At 66.5% G+C, this 16,574-nt stretch carries 15 protein-coding genes; 11 read left to right on the top strand and 4 right to left on the bottom strand.

What is annotated here, in order from left to right:
* Positions 1-13: 13 nt before the first annotated feature.
* The 9 genes from glyA (at position 14) to ACIGJD_RS18330 (ending at position 11,535) form a co-directional block, all read left to right on the top strand.
* Positions 14-1,354, top strand: a complete 1,341-nt coding sequence (gene glyA, locus ACIGJD_RS18370) for a serine hydroxymethyltransferase (protein ID WP_483687432.1) — start codon at positions 14-16, stop codon at positions 1,352-1,354.
* Positions 1,351-2,571 carry a sarcosine oxidase subunit beta family protein gene (locus ACIGJD_RS18365; protein ID WP_483687431.1) on the top strand — a complete coding sequence of 407 codons (1,221 nt, stop codon included), beginning with the start codon at positions 1,351-1,353 and terminating at the stop codon, positions 2,569-2,571. The genes glyA and ACIGJD_RS18365 overlap by 4 nt, the downstream gene beginning before the upstream one ends.
* A 21-nt stretch (positions 2,572-2,592) precedes the next feature.
* Positions 2,593-2,997 (top strand): sarcosine oxidase subunit delta, encoded by a 405-nt coding sequence (locus tag ACIGJD_RS18360; protein ID WP_483687430.1) that lies wholly within the window; start codon positions 2,593-2,595, stop codon positions 2,995-2,997.
* Positions 2,994-5,936 carry a sarcosine oxidase subunit alpha family protein gene (locus ACIGJD_RS18355; protein WP_483687429.1) on the top strand — a complete coding sequence of 981 codons (2,943 nt, stop codon included), beginning with the start codon at positions 2,994-2,996 and terminating at the stop codon, positions 5,934-5,936. The genes ACIGJD_RS18360 and ACIGJD_RS18355 overlap by 4 nt, the downstream gene beginning before the upstream one ends.
* Positions 5,929-6,567 carry a sarcosine oxidase subunit gamma gene (locus ACIGJD_RS18350; protein WP_483687428.1) on the top strand — a complete coding sequence of 213 codons (639 nt, stop codon included), beginning with the start codon at positions 5,929-5,931 and terminating at the stop codon, positions 6,565-6,567. The genes ACIGJD_RS18355 and ACIGJD_RS18350 overlap by 8 nt, the downstream gene beginning before the upstream one ends.
* On the top strand, positions 6,567-7,940 hold the full coding sequence (locus tag ACIGJD_RS18345; RefSeq protein ID WP_483687427.1) for an L-serine ammonia-lyase: 1,374 nt from the start codon (positions 6,567-6,569) through the stop codon (positions 7,938-7,940). Before ACIGJD_RS18350 ends, ACIGJD_RS18345 begins: the two co-directional genes overlap by 1 nt.
* A gap of 3 nt (positions 7,941-7,943) precedes the next feature.
* On the top strand, positions 7,944-8,840 hold the full coding sequence (purU, locus tag ACIGJD_RS18340; RefSeq protein ID WP_483687426.1) for a formyltetrahydrofolate deformylase: 897 nt from the start codon (positions 7,944-7,946) through the stop codon (positions 8,838-8,840).
* 140 nt (positions 8,841-8,980) lie between these two features.
* Positions 8,981-9,832 (top strand): ABC transporter ATP-binding protein, encoded by an 852-nt coding sequence (locus ACIGJD_RS18335; RefSeq protein WP_483687425.1) that lies wholly within the window; start codon positions 8,981-8,983, stop codon positions 9,830-9,832.
* A 221-nt stretch (positions 9,833-10,053) separates the two neighbouring features.
* Positions 10,054-11,535: an APC family permease gene (locus ACIGJD_RS18330; protein WP_483687424.1), complete on the top strand. Its 1,482-nt coding sequence runs from the start codon at positions 10,054-10,056 to the stop codon at positions 11,533-11,535.
* Here the strand turns inward: ACIGJD_RS18330 and ACIGJD_RS18325 are convergent.
* Positions 11,522-12,175: an AmiS/UreI family transporter gene (locus tag ACIGJD_RS18325; protein WP_483687423.1), complete on the bottom strand. Its 654-nt coding sequence runs from the start codon at positions 12,173-12,175 to the stop codon at positions 11,522-11,524. The two genes, ACIGJD_RS18330 and ACIGJD_RS18325, sit on opposite strands and share 14 nt — an antisense overlap.
* A gap of 200 nt (positions 12,176-12,375) precedes the next feature.
* On the opposite strand from ACIGJD_RS18325, the gene gdhA reads away from it, so the two are divergent.
* Positions 12,376-13,713, top strand: a complete 1,338-nt coding sequence (gdhA, locus tag ACIGJD_RS18320; RefSeq protein WP_483687422.1) for an NADP-specific glutamate dehydrogenase — start codon at positions 12,376-12,378, stop codon at positions 13,711-13,713.
* A gap of 10 nt (positions 13,714-13,723) precedes the next feature.
* Here gdhA and ACIGJD_RS18315 read toward each other — a convergent pair whose 3' ends face one another.
* Positions 13,724-14,695 carry an AraC-like ligand-binding domain-containing protein gene (locus tag ACIGJD_RS18315; protein WP_483687421.1) on the bottom strand — a complete coding sequence of 324 codons (972 nt, stop codon included), beginning with the start codon at positions 14,693-14,695 and terminating at the stop codon, positions 13,724-13,726.
* A gap of 163 nt (positions 14,696-14,858) precedes the next feature.
* Here ACIGJD_RS18315 and ACIGJD_RS18310 point away from each other — a divergent pair, with 163 nt between their 5' ends.
* Positions 14,859-15,533: a DUF1345 domain-containing protein gene (locus ACIGJD_RS18310; protein ID WP_483687420.1), complete on the top strand. Its 675-nt coding sequence runs from the start codon at positions 14,859-14,861 to the stop codon at positions 15,531-15,533.
* Between the two features lie 66 nt (positions 15,534-15,599).
* Here the strand turns inward: ACIGJD_RS18310 and ACIGJD_RS18305 are convergent, their stop codons facing one another.
* Both ACIGJD_RS18305 and ACIGJD_RS18300 read right to left on the bottom strand, forming a co-directional pair.
* A complete protein-coding gene (locus ACIGJD_RS18305) occupies positions 15,600-15,776 on the bottom strand; it encodes a CsbD family protein (protein WP_214946270.1) in 177 nt (58 codons plus the stop codon).
* 122 nt (positions 15,777-15,898) lie between these two features.
* Positions 15,899-16,492 (bottom strand): TetR/AcrR family transcriptional regulator, encoded by a 594-nt coding sequence (locus ACIGJD_RS18300; RefSeq protein ID WP_483687419.1) that lies wholly within the window; start codon positions 16,490-16,492, stop codon positions 15,899-15,901.
* Positions 16,493-16,574 lie beyond the last annotated feature (82 nt).

Raw genomic sequence — 16,574 nt, 5'->3', positions numbered from 1 at the left:
TTGAAGGAGAACAATGCAGGACGTACTGAACGCCTCGCTCGCCACGGTAGACGCCGACGTCGCCGCCGCTGTGGCACGGGAACTGCACCGCCAGCAGTCCACCCTGGAAATGATCGCGTCGGAGAACTTCGCTCCGTCCTCCGTCATGGAGGCCCAGGGCTCGGTCCTCACCAACAAGTACGCGGAGGGCTACCCGGGCAAGCGCTACTACGGCGGCTGCGAGCACGTCGACGTGATCGAGCAGCTGGCCATCGACCGCGTGAAGGCCCTGTTTGGCGCAGAGTTCGCCAACGTCCAGCCGCACTCCGGCGCGCAGGCGAACGCCGCCGCCATGTTCGCCCTGCTCAACCCGGGCGACACCATCCTGGGCCTGTCCCTGGCCCACGGCGGACACCTCACGCACGGCATGAAGATCAACTTCTCCGGCAAGCTCTACAACGTGGTTCCGTACCACGTCCGGGAAGAAGACCTCCGCATCGATATGGCCGAGGTGGAAGCCCTGGCCCTGGAGCACAAGCCCAAGCTGATCGTGGCCGGCTGGTCCGCCTACTCCCGCCAGTTGGACTTCGCCGAGTTCCGCCGCATCGCGGACCTCGTGGGCGCCTACCTCATGGTGGACATGGCCCACTTCGCCGGCCTCGTCGCCGCAGGCCTGCACCCCAACCCCGTCCCCTACGCGGACGTGGTCACCACCACCACCCACAAGACCCTGGGCGGCCCCCGCGGCGGCGTGATCCTGGCCAAGGAGGAATACGCCAAAAAGATCAACAGCGCCGTGTTCCCCGGCCAGCAGGGCGGCCCGCTGGAGCACGTAGTCGCAGCCAAGGCCGTGGCCTTCAAGCTCGCCGCAGCACCGGAATTCAAGGAACGCCAGGAACGCGTCCTGCAGGGAGCCAAGCTCCTGGCCGAGCGCCTCCTCAAGGAAGACGTGGCAGCCGCCGGCATCTCCGTGGTCAACGGCGGCACCGACGTCCACCTGGTCCTGGTGGACCTGCGCAACTCGGAACTCGACGGCCAGCAGGGCGAGGACGCCCTCCACAAGATCGGCATCACGGTCAACCGCAACGCCGTCCCGTTCGATCCGCGCCCGCCGATGGTCTCCTCCGGCCTCCGGATCGGCACCCCCGCCCTGGCCGCCCGCGGCTTCGGCGCCGCCGAGTTCACCGAGGTCGCGGACATCATCGCGACCGCGCTGATTGCTTCGGCCGGCACGGGCACCCTGCCCGGGGACACCGCCGTCGAACTCCGCGCACGCGTGACGGCCCTGGCCGAGAAGTTCCCCCTCTACCCGCACCTCACCGCCGATGCCAGCCTGGCCGAAGCCGAGGCAGACCTGATTGGAGCAGCCCAGTGAGCGCACCGCACCTTCCTGAGCACCCGGAGTTCCTGTGGCGGAACCCGGAACCCAAGTCCTCCTATGACGCCGTGGTGGTCGGCGGCGGCGGACACGGCCTGGCCACGGCCTACTTCCTGGCCAAGAACCACGGCATGACCAACATCGCCGTCCTGGAAAAGGGCTGGCTGGCCGGTGGCAACATGGCCCGCAACACCACCATCATCCGCTCCAACTACCTCTGGGATGAGAGCGCCGCCATCTACGAGCACGCGCTGAAGCTCTGGGAGATCCTGCCCGAGGAACTCGAGTACGACTTCCTGTTCAGCCAGCGCGGAGTGATGAACCTGGCCCACACCCTGGGTGACGTCCGCGAAAGCATCCGCCGCGTGGGCGCCAACAAGCTCAACGGTGTCGACGCCGAATGGCTGGACCCGCAGCAGGTCAAGGAACTCTGCCCCATCCTGAACATCCGCGACAACATCCGCTACCCCGTCATGGGCGCCACGTACCAGCCCCGTGCCGGCATCGCCAAGCACGACCACGTGGCCTGGGCCTTCGCCCGCAAATGCGACGAAATGGGCGTCGACATCATCCAGAACTGCGAGGTGACCGGCTTCCTCAAGGACGGCAACCGCGTAGTAGGCGTCAAGACCAACCGCGGAACCATCCACACCGAAAAGGTGGGCCTGGCCGCCGCCGGCCACAGCTCGGTCCTGGCTGAACTGGCAGGCTTCCAGCTGCCCATCCAGTCCCACCCGCTGCAGGCCCTGGTGTCCGAACTGCACGAGCCCGTCCACCCCACGGTGGTCATGTCCAACCACGTCCACGTCTACGTCTCGCAGGCACACAAGGGCGAACTGGTCATGGGTGCCGGCGTGGACTCCTACAACGGCTACGGCCAGCGCGGCTCCTTCCACGTGATTGAGCAGCAGATGGCGGCCGCCGTCGAGCTCTTCCCCATCTTCGCCCGGGCCCACGTGCTCCGGACCTGGGGCGGCATCGTGGACACCACCATGGACGCCTCGCCGATCGTGGGCACCACTCCGGTGGAGAACATGTTCGTGAACTGCGGCTGGGGAACCGGCGGATTCAAGGGCACGCCAGCTGCCGGCATGACCTTCGCGCACACTATCGCCACCGGCGCACCGCACGCGCTGAACAAGCCGTTCTCGCTGGAACGCTTCGAAACCGGCGCCCTGATCGACGAACACGGCGCCGCCGCCGTGGCGCACTAGCCCAGAAAAGGACTTACGCACATGCTGCTGATCCCATGCCCCAACTGCGGCCCTCGGGACGAAACCGAATTCCACTACGGCGGACAGGCACACGTCCCGTACCCGGAGAACCCGAACGAGCTGACCGACACGGAGTGGTCCCGCTACCTCTTCTACCGCGAGAACCCCAAAGGCATCTTCGCCGAGCGCTGGGTCCACAGCACCGGCTGCCGCCAGTGGTTCAACATGCTCCGCGACACCGTGAGCTATGACATCAAGGCCGTCTACAAGATGGGCTCGTCCCGGCCTGACGCGGCCGGCTCCCCGGCCGCCGAATCCGGCACCGCCAGCCTTGCCGCGGACAGCACCACCACCGGGGCCGCCGCGCCCGACATCTCAGGCACCAGCATCCCGACCACCACCGCCCCGGAAGGAGCGACCAAGTGACTTCCCAGAACGCCCGCCTGGCTACCGGCGGCCGCATCGACCGCACCATCTCCTGGCGCTTCACGGTGGACGGCGAGGAATTCACCGGCCACCCCGGCGACACCCTGGCTTCCGCCCTGCTGGCCAACGGCCGCATCGCCGCCGGGAATTCGCTCTACGAGGACCGGCCCCGCGGCATCATGTCCGCCGGCGTTGAAGAGGCCAACGCCCTTGTCCGAGTGGAAGCCCGTTTCCCCGGCCACGTGGCCGAATCCATGCTTCCCGCCACCACCGTCTCCCTGGTGGACGGCCTGCAAGCGACACTGTTGAACGGCCTGGGCAAGCTTGACCCGGAGGACGACCGCGCCGAATACGACAAGAAGTACGTCCACACCGACGTCCTGGTCATCGGCGGCGGCCCCGCCGGACTCGCCGCGGCCCGCGAAGCCGTCCGCACCGGAGCCCGCGTCATGCTGCTCGACGACCAGCCCGAACTCGGCGGTTCCCTGCTCTCCGGCTCCACCGCCGAGGGACTGGCCGAGACCATCGAAGGCAAGCCCGCCCTGGAATGGGTTGCCGACGTTGAAGCCGAGCTGGTTTCCGGCGCCGAATCCACCGTCCTGAACCGCACCACCGCGTTCGGCGCCTACGACGCCAACTACGTCATTGCCGTCCAGAACCGCACCGACCACCTCTCCAGCCCCGCTGCCCCCGGCGTCTCCCGCCAGCGGATTTGGCACATCCGTGCCAATCAGGTGGTGCTGGCCCCCGGCGCCCACGAGCGTCCGCTGGTGTTCGAGAACAATGACCGCCCCGGCATCATGCTCGCTTCGGCCGTGCGCACCTACCTCAACCGGTACGGCGTTGCCGCCGGCAAGCGCGTGGTCATCAGCACCACCAATGACAGCGCCTATGCCGTCGCCGCAGACCTCGCCGCCGCCGGCGTCAAGGTGGCAGCCGTGGTGGATGCCCGTCCGTCGCTTACCACGGTGGCAACGGCCGCCGTCGAATCCGGGATCCGCGTCCTGATCGGCAGTGCGGTGGCCAACACCTCCGCAGGCGCCGATGGCCGGCTGGACGGGGTTACGGTCCGCAGCATCAACGACTACGGCGAGCTCACCTCCGGCGTCGAACAGATCGCCGCCGACCTGCTGGCGGTGTCCGGCGGCTGGAGCCCGCTGGTCCACCTCCACTCGCAGCGGCAGGGCAAGCTGCGCTGGGACGAGGACCTGGCCGCCTTCGTGCCCAGCACCGAAGTGCCCAACCAACAGACCATCGGCTCCGGCCGCGGCTCCTTCGCCACCGCCGACTGCCTCGCCGAAGGCATCTCCGCCGGCGCAAAGGCGGCCATCGCTGCCGGGTTCGCGTCCGCCGTCGAGCCTTCCGTGTTCGGTGAGCCGAAGGCCTCCGCCCCCACCCGCCAGCTCTGGCTGGTACCGGGCGAGAACGGCACCCCTGACGACTGGCACAACCACTTCGTTGACTTCCAGCGCGACCAGTCCGTGGCGGATGTCCTCCGCTCCACCGGCGCGGGCATGCGCTCCGTGGAACACATCAAGCGGTACACCTCCATCAGCACCGCCAACGACCAGGGCAAGACCTCCGGCGTGAACGCCATCGGCGTCATCGCCGCGGCGCTGCGCACGGCCGGCGAGGCCTCGCGCGGCATCGGCGACATCGGCACCACCACCTACCGTGCGCCGTTCACCCCGGTGGCTTTCGCGGCACTGGCCGGACGCCAGCGCGGCGAGCTGTTCGATCCCGCCCGCGTCACCTCGATCCACCCATGGCACGTGGCCAAGGGCGCGCTGTTCGAGGACGTTGGACAGTGGAAGCGCCCCTGGTACTACCCGCAGGACGGGGAGGACATGGACGCTGCCGTGCTGCGCGAATGCGCCGCAGTCCGCGATTCCGTGGGCTTCATGGACGCCACCACCCTGGGCAAGATCGAGATCCGCGGCAAGGATGCGGGGGAGTTCCTGAACCGCATGTACACCAACGCGTTCAAGAAGCTCGCCCCGGGTTCGGCACGCTACGGCGTCATGTGCACCCCGGACGGGATGATCTTCGACGACGGCGTGACCCTCCGCGTGGACGACGAAACCTACTTCATGACCACCACCACCGGCGGCGCCGCCAAGGTGCTGGACTGGCTGGAGGAATGGCTGCAGACCGAGTGGCCTGAGCTGGACGTCAAGTGCACCTCGGTGACCGAGCAGTGGAGCACCATTGCCGTCGTCGGGCCCAAGTCCCGTGAAGTCATCGCCAAGGTGGCACCGGAACTGGCTGCCAACGGCGGCCTGGACGCCGAGGCCTTCCCGTTCATGACCTTCCGCGAAACCACGCTCGCCTCCGGCGTGCGGGCCCGGATCTGCCGGATCTCGTTCTCCGGTGAACTCGCCTACGAAATCAACGTCCCGGCCTGGTACGGCCTGAACACCTGGGAAGCCGTGGCAGCCGCCGGGGCCGAGTTCAACATCACCCCGTACGGCACCGAAACCATGCACGTGCTCCGCGCCGAGAAGGGCTACCCGATCGTCGGTCAGGACACGGACGGCACCGTCACCCCCCAGGATGCGGGCATGGAATGGATCGTCTCCAAGGCCAAGGACTTCATCGGCAAGCGCTCCTACTCCCGGCTGGATTCCCAGCGCGAGGACCGCAAGCACCTGGTCAGCGTCCTCCCCGTGGACGGCACGCTGCGGCTGCCGGAAGGCACCCAGCTCGTGGAAAAGGGCCGCTCCACCAACCCCGCCTATGGCCCGGTGCCGATGGAAGGGTTCGTCACCTCCAGCTACCACAGTGCAGCGTTGGGCCGGTCGTTCGGCCTGGCCCTGATCAAGAACGGACGCAACCGCATCGGCGAAACGCTGGTGGCGGCCGCCGGCGACCAGCTGGTGGACGTGGTTGTGGCAGAGACAGTGCTTTTTGACCCCGAAGGGACCCGTAAAGATGGCTGAGACAGCAGCTTCCCCGACCTCCGCAGACAAGAACCTCGCAGCCCGCATCAGCCCCGCCCGGCAGCTGGCGGAGGAGTTCGCTGCCGGTTCCCTGGCCGGCACCGTCGAGATTTCCGAAGTCCCCTTCCTGACCATGGTGGGGCTCCGGGCAGACGCCGGCTCGGACGCGGCAACGCGGCTGGCCGGCGTCACCGGCGGTCTCCCGGACGGCTCCGGCTCGGTGGTCACCAACGGTGACACCTCCGTGCTGTGGCTTGGTCCTTCCGAATTCCTGGTGGTGGCACCCACGGAGGCGCACGAATCGCTGGGCGGCGACCTGATCCCCGCCCTCCGGGACGCCCTGGGTGGCGACGAAGGCCAGGTGGTGGACCTCTCTGCCAACCGGACCACGTTCGAACTCACCGGCCCCCGTGCACGGGCCGTCCTGGAAAAGGGCAACTCGCTGGACCTGCACCCCCGGGTGTTCAAGGCCGGCACCGCCTTCTCCACGGAAATCGCGAACATCCCCGCCATCCTGTGGAAGACCGGTGATGAGTCCTTCCGCATCTTCCCCCGGGCCTCCTTCGCCGAGTTCCTGGGCCGGTGGCTGCTGGACGCCATGCGGGAGTACGCCTCGCCCGAGGTCCCCTGATGGCGCTCAGCGTCCTGGATCTCTTCTCTGTTGGCATCGGGCCCTCGTCGTCACACACGGTGGGCCCGATGCGGGCGGCCAAGCTGTTCGCGGACGGGCTGAAGGGCGACGGGCAGTTAGCCTCCACCGTGCGCGTCCAGTCGGAACTTTTCGGTTCCCTGGGCGCCACGGGGCGCGGCCACGGCTCGGACAAGGCCGTGGTCCTGGGACTGCAGGGCCTGGAGCCGGAGACCGTGGACACTTTCACTGCCGACGACCAGGTGGCGGCCGCGGCCCTGAACGCCGAACTTCACGTAGCAGGCAGCCACCGGGTGGACTTCAACTGGGAAGAGGACGTGGTGCTCCACCGCCGTAAGTCCCTTCCCGCCCACCCCAACGGCATGACCTTCCGGGCCCTGGACCACACCGGAGCAGTCCTGAGCGAGCGGAGCTTCTACTCAATCGGGGGCGGCTTCGTGGTGGACGGCGACGCCCAGGGCGCGGACAAGGTGGTGGCGGATGACACCGTCCTGCCCTATCCGTTCTCCACTGCCGATGAGCTCCTGCAGATCTGCAGCCGTGAAGGAATGTCCATCTCCGATGTCATGCTGGCCAACGAGCTGACCTGGCGGAGCGAAGCCGAGCTCCGGGAGCAGCTCCTGGGGCTGTGGGCCGTGATGAAGGAATGCGTGCAGAACGGCTGCACCGCCGAGGGCATCCTGCCCGGCGGCCTGAAGGTGACCCGGCGTGCGCCGGCGCTCTACAAGACCCTTTCGGCGGACTCGGCCAGCACGGACGCGCTCCACGCGATGGAATGGGTCAACCTGTTCGCCCTCGCCGTCAACGAGGAAAATGCCGCCGGCGGGCGGATCGTCACCGCCCCCACCAACGGGGCCGCGGGGATCGTGCCTGCCGTCCTGCACTACTACATGAAGTTTGTACCAGGAGCTGACGACGACGGCGTGGTCCGCTTCCTGCTGGCGGCGGCCGCCGTCGGAATCCTGTTCAAAACGAACGCCTCCATCTCAGGTGCCGAAGTGGGCTGCCAGGGTGAGGTGGGCTCCGCCTGCTCGATGGCCGCCGCAGGGCTCTGCGAAGTGCTCGGCGGCACGCCGGCGCAGGTGGAAAACGCCGCCGAGGTGGGCATCGAGCACAACCTGGGCCTGACCTGCGACCCCGTAGGCGGCCTGGTGCAGATCCCGTGCATCGAGCGGAACGCGATCGCCAGCGTGAAGGCGATCAACGCGGCCCGGCTGGCCCTGCATGGGGACGGCAGCCACAAGGTCTCGCTGGACAAGGCGATCAAGACCATGCGCGATACCGGAGCCGACATGAAGACCAAGTACAAGGAAACCTCCCGAGGAGGCCTCGCCGTGAATGTGATCGAGTGCTGAGCCATGACTGTAACTGAAACCCACATCCCCGCGCCCAAGGCGCCCACCACCGTGGAGCATGTCCTGACCCTGGACTGCCCGGAAGGACCCGGCATTGTGCACGCCGTCTCCGGGTTCCTGCTGGAGCACGGCTGCGACATCATCGACAACAAGCAGTTTGGTGAGCGCAGTGAGGGACACTTCTTCATGCGGGTGCACTTTGTCTCCGAAGGAGATGAGTCCACGCTGGAGACCTTGCGCTCCTCCTTCGCCCCCGTCGCGGAGAAGTTCGGCATGCGCTGGCAGCTGGAACGCCAGGGCTCCAAGCGCAAGGTGCTGATCATGGTGTCCAAGTTCGGGCACTGCCTCAACGACCTGCTCTTCCGGGCCCGCATCGGCGAACTGCCCGTGGAGATAGTGGCAGTGGTCTCCAACCACCGGGACCATGAAGCCCTGGTGGAGTGGCACGGCATTCCGTTCCACCACATCCCCGTCACCGCCGAAACCAAGCCGGCAGCCGAAGCCGCGCTGATGGCACTGGTGGACGGGCTCGACGTCGAACTGGTGGTGCTGGCCCGTTACATGCAGGTGCTCAGCGATGACCTGACCCGGAAGCTGGACGGGCGGGCGATCAACATCCACCACTCATTCCTGCCCAGCTTCAAGGGCGCCAAGCCGTACCACCAGGCGTACGCCCGGGGTGTCAAGACGGTGGGGGCCACCGCCCACTACGTCAATGCCGAACTGGACGAAGGGCCCATCATCTCCCAGCAGGTGGTGGATGTTGACCACACCTACGGGCCCGAGGACCTGGTCGCCGCGGGCCGTGACACCGAATGCAAGGCCCTCTCGAACGCCGTGAAGTGGCACTGCGAAGGCCGCGTCATCCTGCAGGGCAACCGCACCGTGGTGCTGCGGTAGCGGAACAAACCTCATATCAAAAGCGCGGCCGGCTGCCTGTGAGGGCGGCCGGCCGTTGCCACATGTCGAACGCTTTTGCATTCAGCCGGGACGGGAGGCGAGAGTTGGGGAAACACCAACCCTCTCGAGGAGATCCCAGGATGAATGACCGGCCGATGGGCCACCAGGTACTGGAACTGGACGACGTTTCATTCCGCCGGGATGGCCGCGAAATCATCAGCGGGATCTCGCTCTCGGTCAAAGCCGGAGAACACTGGGCATTGCTGGGTGCGAACGGAGCCGGGAAGAGCACCCTCATGGCGCTGTGCGGGGCTGTCAACCACCCCAGCTCCGGCACGGTCTCTGTCCTGGGCGAACGCCTGGGCCGGGTGGAAATGAAGGCGCTTCGCCGGTCCATCGGCCATGTAAACCCGCGCCACCAGATCCTTGCACCCCTCACCGTCCGCCAGGTTGTACTGACCGGGCTGACCGGCAGTAACGAACTGTCGCCGCGATGGGAGCCCACCCATGCCGAGCTGGCCAAGGCTGACGCCCTGGTGGAACAGTTTGGCCTGGCCCCCAAAGCCAGCCTGCGCTGGCCCACCCTCTCCCAGGGCGAGCGTGGGCGTGCGCTGATCGCCCGGGCGCTCATCTCCTCCCCGGAGTTGCTGCTGCTCGACGAACCCTGCACCGGCCTGGATATCGCTGCCCGGGAGCAACTGCTGGAGACCATCGACGACCTCGCTTACAGCCACCCGCGGATGGCGTCGGTCCTGGTCACCCACCATCTTGAGGAACTGCCTGCCACCACCAGCCACGCGCTGCTGATCACGGCCGGGCAGGCCGTGGCCGCCGGAACCGCAGCCTCGGTGGTCACCAGCGAAAACATCACTGCCGCCTTCGGGCACCCCATCGACGTCGAGTACCGGCACGAGCGCTGGACCGCCCGCACGGGCCGCAGCAGCAGGCACGGAAGCCACCGACGGCATGCGGAAGAAGTCGCTGTTCCCTGAGAACCACCGACTCGTAAACCGAAAGACCCCTGCCGCGAAGCCACCCAGCTTACGGCAGGGGTCTTTTTCGTGTGCAGCAATGCCTTACCGCTTCCGCCGGGAGCAGGCACTGCGCTGACAAACAACAACTGGGCGCTGGCGGACAACGGGCTGCCGCGCCGCGCTGCCAGTCTGGATTCCATAGCAATTTTCCCCAACTCATGACCGTTAAGAAGGATCAAATGAGTATTTCGAATTCCGAGCCCCGGACCACTGACGCTCCGGCCAAGGAGCACTCAACTGCCCTGCGCGCCGGCAGCATCGGCGTCCTGGGCATCCTCTTCTTCGTCCTGTCGGCCCAGGCGCCCCTGACGGGGATCGTGGGCGCCTCGCCGCTGGCCGCAGGGCTGGGCAACGGAGCCGGCGCGCCGGGTGCCTACCTGATCGTGGGCATCGTCATCGTGATCTTCGCAGTGGGCTTCGTGGCCATGAGCCGCAAGATCCAGGCCAACGGTGCGTTCTACGCCTACGTCACGGCTGCGTTCGGCAGGAAGACGGGTGCCGGCGCCGCCTGGCTGGCCCTCCTTGCCTACAACACCGTCCAGGCCGCCATGTACGGGCTATATGGCTCCGCCTTCTCGGGACTGCTGGCCTCCATTGGGCTTCAGGTTCCGTGGTGGCTGCTGGCCCTGGCCACCATGGCCGGGGTCCAGGTGCTCGGTTCCCTGAACATTGAACTCGGCGCCCGCGTACTGGCCCTGCTGGTGGGGCTCGAGGTGGCAATCCTGCTGCTCTTCGGCTTCACCGTCCTGTTCAGCGGCGGCGGCCCCGAAGGCATCAGCGTGGCCGCGTCCTTCTCACCCGAAGCGATCGGCGCCGGTGCGCCGGGCGTGGCCATCATGTTCGCCGTGGCGTCAATGTTCGGCTTCGAATCCACCGCCATCTACTCGGCCGAAGCCAAGGACCCGCACCGCACAGTGGCCCGCGCAACCTACCTGTCCGTCGGCGTCATCTCCATCTTCTTTGCCTTCATTTCGTGGATGCTGGTCAGCTACTACGGCCCGTCCCAGGTGATGGATGCTGCGGGGGCCGCCCTCGAATCAGGAGATGCCACGTCGTTCGTGATCGGCCCCCTGGTGGAGCTGTTCGGCCCCTGGGCGGGCGTCGTGGCGGGCATCCTCCTGGTCACGTCACTGCTGGCCGGCATCATCGCGTTCCACAACGGCATCAACCGCTACCTGCACTCCCTGGCCCTGCAGGGTTCCATGCCCGCCGTCCTGGCCCGGACCAACCGGCACCGCGCACCCGCCGTCGCTGCCTGGATCCAGTCCGCTACCGCCGTCGTACTGGTGCTGCCGTTCGCCATCCTTGCCCTTGACCCGGTCCTGACCCTCTTCTCCTGGTTCAGCGGCCTGGCCGTGGCTGCGCTGCTGGTGCTCTACATGCTGTGCTCGGTGGCCGTGGTCAGCTTCTTCCGCCGCGAACGTGCCGGCGCCCAGCTCTGGCAAACCAGGATCGCCCCGGTCATGGCAACGGTGTTGCTCGCATGGGTCCTGTTCCTGGTGGTCAGCAACTTCACGGCCCTTATCGGCGGCAGCGCTGAAACCGCCACCGCCCTGCTGGCCGCCGTACCGGTGGTCTTCCTGGCCGGGGTGCTGGTGGAATCCGTGATCGAGCGGCGGAGCCACGCCACCGCCGCCCGTCCGGTGCTCAGCCGGCCGTAAGGCGTTCCTGCCCCACCGCCTGTTCCGAAGCGCCTGCGTTGGCCCGGCGCGGACCACCAGGTCCGCGCCGGGCCAATGCGCGTGCTGCCAGGAAGACTGCGGCCACGAGCAAGGCAGCCACCCCTGCAGCCCAAGAGCTCCGCGGCCAGACCCCGGCCAAGCCGAGGAACGCCGGAACCGTGGCCGTCACCTGGCTTGCCAGGACCAGCGCCCAGCCGGAGAACGGTTCCAGCCGCACCGCGCCCAGGGCTGAGGAGGCAAACAGCAAACCCCATAGCAGCGACCAGCACGCCCAGAGCACGGCCAGCAGGGGATCGATGCCCAGCCAGGTCCCCGCCAGCAGCAGCCCCACGAAAGCCACCATGCCGCAGAACCAGCCCAGCCCCTTCGAACCCAGCCCCAGCAGGACGTCCAATCCGGCATAGACATAGGTCAGCCCGAACAGGAACATGCCGGCCGCCGTCATGAGGGCTTCGCTGCCGGTGCCGGTCCCGGAAAGATGCACGACGCCGAGCACCAGTTGGGTGACCCCGAGCACCAGGCTGAACACGGCTGCGTCGCGGCGGGGGAGCTGCCCAAGGGCGGCCAGCCCGTTGGCCAGCAGCGCGGCACCGGAGAGAAGGAGGCAAATATAGGGCATCAGTGCCTCCTTCCTGCGGTTGGGCGAGGAAGGGCGCTTATCGAATGATGGAATTCTGCTGTCACATTACGGAGGTTAGTGGAGCCGCTGTGATCCGCCTACTGGTGCCCGGTCGTAATCGGATAGGTTGAAACGTGAACCTTTGAAGCGGTGTTGCTTTCCTGCGCCGTCCTTCATTTCGGCAACGTTAGGAACTGTTCATGGACGCACGGCTCGAATCCATCAAGGACACCGTCCTCGCGCGGAACCCCGGCGAGGCGGAGTTCCACCAGGCGGTGGTTGAGGTCTTCGAAAGCCTGGGGCCGGTCCACGACAGGCACCCTGAATTCCTTGAGGCCGCCATCCTGGAGCGCCTCTGCGAGCCCGAGCGCCAGATCATTTTCCGCGTTCCCTGGACCGACGACTCCGGCCGCGTCCAGATCAACCGCGGGTTCCGGGTGGAGTTCAACTCGGCGCTGGGCCCCTACAAGGGCGGCCTGCGCTTCCATCCGTCGGTGTACTTGGGGATCGTCAAGTTCCTCGGTTTCGAGCAGATCTTCAAGAACGCCCTCACCGGCATGCCCATCGGCGGCGGCAAGGGCGGCTCCGACTTCGATCCCCGCGGCCGCAGCGACGCCGAAGTGATGCGGTTCTGCCAGTCCTTCATGACCGAGCTCTACCGGCACATCGGTGAATACACTGACGTCCCGGCCGGCGACATCGGCGTGGGCGGCCGCGAAATCGGCTACCTCTTCGGCCAGTACAAGCGCATCACCAACCGCTACGAGTCCGGTGTCCTCACCGGCAAGGGCATCTCCTGGGGCGGCTCCCTGGTCCGCCCGGAAGCAACCGGCTTCGGAACCGTCATCTTCACGCAGGAAATGCTGAAAACCCGCGGAACGTCCTTCGACGGCCAGCGTGTGGTGGTGTCCGGCTCCGGCAATGTGGCCATCAACGCCATCGCCAAGGCCCAGACCCTCGGCGCCACCGTGGTGGCCTGCTCCGACTCGTCAGGCTACGTGGTGGATCCGGCGGGGATCGACGTCGAACTCCTCCGCGAGGTGAAGGAAGTGGAACGCGGCCGCCTGAAGGACTATGCGGAACGCCGCGCCGGAGTCTCCTATGTGGACGGCGGCTCAGTTTGGGACGTGGATGCCACGGTGGCGCTGCCGTGCGCCACGCAAAACGAGCTCGACGGCGATGCTGCCGCCCGTCTGGTGCGCAACGGCCTGCTGGCCGTCGGTGAGGGGGCAAACATGCCCTCCACGCGTGAGGCGGTGGGCCTGTTCCAGGAGGCAGGGGTGTTGTTCGGGCCCGGCAAGGCTGCCAATGCCGGCGGCGTGGCCACGTCGGCCCTGGAGATGCAGCAGAACGCCAGCCGCGATTCATGGTCCTTCGAACACACGGAGGAACGTCTCACGGAAATCATGGTGGGCATCCACGACCGCTGCGCCGCCACCGCCGACGAGTACGGCGAACCCGGAAACTACGTGCTGGGCGCCAACATCGGCGGGTTCGTGAAGGTGGCCGATGCAATGCTGGCGCAGGGGCTGATCTAGCCGGGTTGCTTTAGCCGTCCCGCCGCCACTGGCTGGGCGAAACACCAAACGCATCCCGGAAGGTGCGGCTGAAATGGGCGGCATCCAGGAACCCCCAGCGCGCGGCTACCGCCCCTACCGGTTTGCCCGCGTGCAGCGGGTCGCGGAGTTCGCGGCGCGCTCCTTCGAGCCGCTGGGTCCGGATCCAGCCGGCCACCGTGGTTCCGGACTCGTGGAAGACGTTGTGCAGGTGCCGGGTGGAGATGAAATGGGCTGCAGCGATGCTCGCGGGGGAGAGCAGGGGGTCTGAGAGGTTGGCTTCGATGTACTCCCGGACCGAGACGGCCAGCAGCGCCTGCGGCTTCATACGGTCCGGGGTGATGTCCATTTCCGCGTGCAGCATGGTGGATACCAGGTCCAGGGCGTTGGTGGCAAGCCGGGCTCCGCTGGGCCCGTTCAGGACGTCAAGGTTGACTGACAACTCGCGGATGAACTGGCCCACGATTCCGCTTAGGCCCCCGCTGCCCATGCGGACGGCCGCGAGCTGTCCCACGTAATCGGTGGGCAGGGACAGTGCGTCGCAGGGGAACATCAGCACCATGATCCGGGTCTGCTCCTCGAACGCGAGGGTGTACGGCCGGTTGGTGTCGTAAATGGCCAGGTCCCCGGGCTGCAGGACCGCTTCGCGGTTGTCCTGGATCAGCAGGCCGGTTCCCTCCAGCTGCAGGTTCAGTTTGAAGTAGCGCTCATGGGCCTGTGCAATCAAGGCCGGTGTCCGGTGGACCTCATGCGAGGTGGCGGTCACCTCCACGATGGACATCCTGTCCAGCACCCGGGCGCGCATCCGGCCCTGGAAGCCGTCGACGTCGGCCGTTCGGGCGTTGAGGGGCACAAAGGACTCGGCCACCAGGTGCTTCCAGTGATCGAAGGACGTGGCCACGCTGGAGGTCAGATCCTGGTGTTTGTGAATGGCGGGTGCCCCGCTTTTTGCAGTTGCTGGCATTGATGTTCCTTGCGACGGATGGCCACTCGACGTTCCCCCGTTGGTGTGTCCTGCGACACAGACTTTCAGGTTAACGCCGCTCGAAACGTTTTTCAACGGTTGGCGAAAATAAGAACATCTGTTTTTCCAGCCGTGCTTCAGCCTTCCGTGCCATGATCGGGCAATGAAGTCCATGACGGTTGCCGGCGACCACCACCGGAACTTCAACTCCCGGGCACACCATTCGCGGCTTCGGGTGCTGGTCATGCTGGCCGTCGGCCTGGCGGCGGCGTTGTTGGTCGGTCCTTCGGGAGCCTGGGCTTACGCGCCCGCGCTCGGGTGGGCTGCCGCCTCGGCCACCTACCTGGTCTGGGTGTGGAGCGTCATCGGGCGGCTCGGGCCCGCGGCCACTGCCGCGCATGCCCGAAGGGAGGATCCGGGCCGGGTCTTTTCGGACGCCCTGGTCCTCACTGCCACAGTGGCCAGTTTCGCGGGGGTGGCCTTGATCCTGCTTGACGCCTCCAATGAGCAGGGCGGCGCCAAGGACGCCACCGTGGCCATGGCACTGGGCAGCATCGCCCTGTCATGGTTCCTGGTGCACACGTTGTTCACCCTCCGGTATGCCGCCATCTACTACCGGGACGGTACCGGCGTCGATTTCAACGAGGAATCCCAGCCCCGCTACTCGGACTTTGCGTACCTGGCCTTCACTGTCGGCATGACCTTCCAGGTCTCGGACACCGACCTGAAAACCAATGCCATCCGCTCCACGGTCCTGCGGCAGGCGCTGCTCTCCTACCTCCTGGGTGCCATCGTCCTGGCCACCACCATCAATCTGGTTTCGGGGCTCATCCACTGAGCAAGCCCGGAAACGACAATGGGTGCAGCTCCTGATGGAGCTGCACCCATTGGTGTGAATTGCGGACTAATCCTTCTTGAAGGCGTCCTTGACGTTCTCGCCGGCCTGCTTCAGGTCCGATTTGGCCTGGTCGGTCTTGCCTTCGGCCTTCAGGCTCTCGTCACCCGTTGCGCTGCCGGCAGCTTCCTTGCCCTTGCCGCCAAGCTTCTCTGCGGCGTTGCCGATCTTGTCATCCAAACCCATGGAGGTGCTCCTTACAGTTGGTGCTCTCCCTGGCCAAACCAAAGCCAGAGCCTGACCCCTCCATACTAAGCATGCTTTCGACTTTGGTGCCTAATCGTCGTCGTACTTTTTTCCGGGACGGGTTAGGAGCGCCGCAAGAGCGTTAGGTAGCCCTCGAGCTGTTCCGCGTGGCCAAAGTCCAGCCGTCCCTCCGGTGCCAGGGCTGCCTCGATCTGCGCTCCGAGCAGCATGTTGAGCAGCTGGCCGGCAAGGATGGAATTGTCGACGGCGGCACTCACGTCCCCGTTATCCCTTGCCTCGGCGAGGAAGCGGCGGATGGCCGCCAGCCATTCGTCCATGGACTGCTGGTGGATCGCGGCTTTCTGGCGGTCGTTGATGGCCCGTTGCCAGAACGGAACCACAATCCTCGCCTCATTCACGCGTTCCTCGTCAAGGGGGAGCACTTCGAGGCAGAACGCCCGCAGCGCGTCCAGCCCGGCCTTGCCCGCAGTCACCTGGGCAATGCGATGGTTGGTCCGGTTGAACACGTGGCTGAAGGCAAATTCCAGCAGCGTGTCCTTGGTGGGGAAGTAGGGCTTCAGGGCGCCGTTGGCGAAGCCTGCCTCGGTGGCGATTTCCCGCATGGTGGCGCTTTCCAGCCCCTGCCGGGCAATGATCCGCCAGGTGGCGTCCACGAGTTCCAGGCGGCGCTCGTCATGGTCAACAATCTTCGGCACTGCGGCCACTCCCTGGAAATATTTGGCTCAACCTCTTGTGAGCCATGTTACGGACCTTTATTCTCTACAACTATAGAAAATA

The sequence above is a fragment of the Arthrobacter sp. E1SS-5 genome (assembly GCF_057073715.1).
Note: the sequence above shows the minus strand (reverse complement) of the source record. Positions and strands in the feature narration are given on the sequence as shown.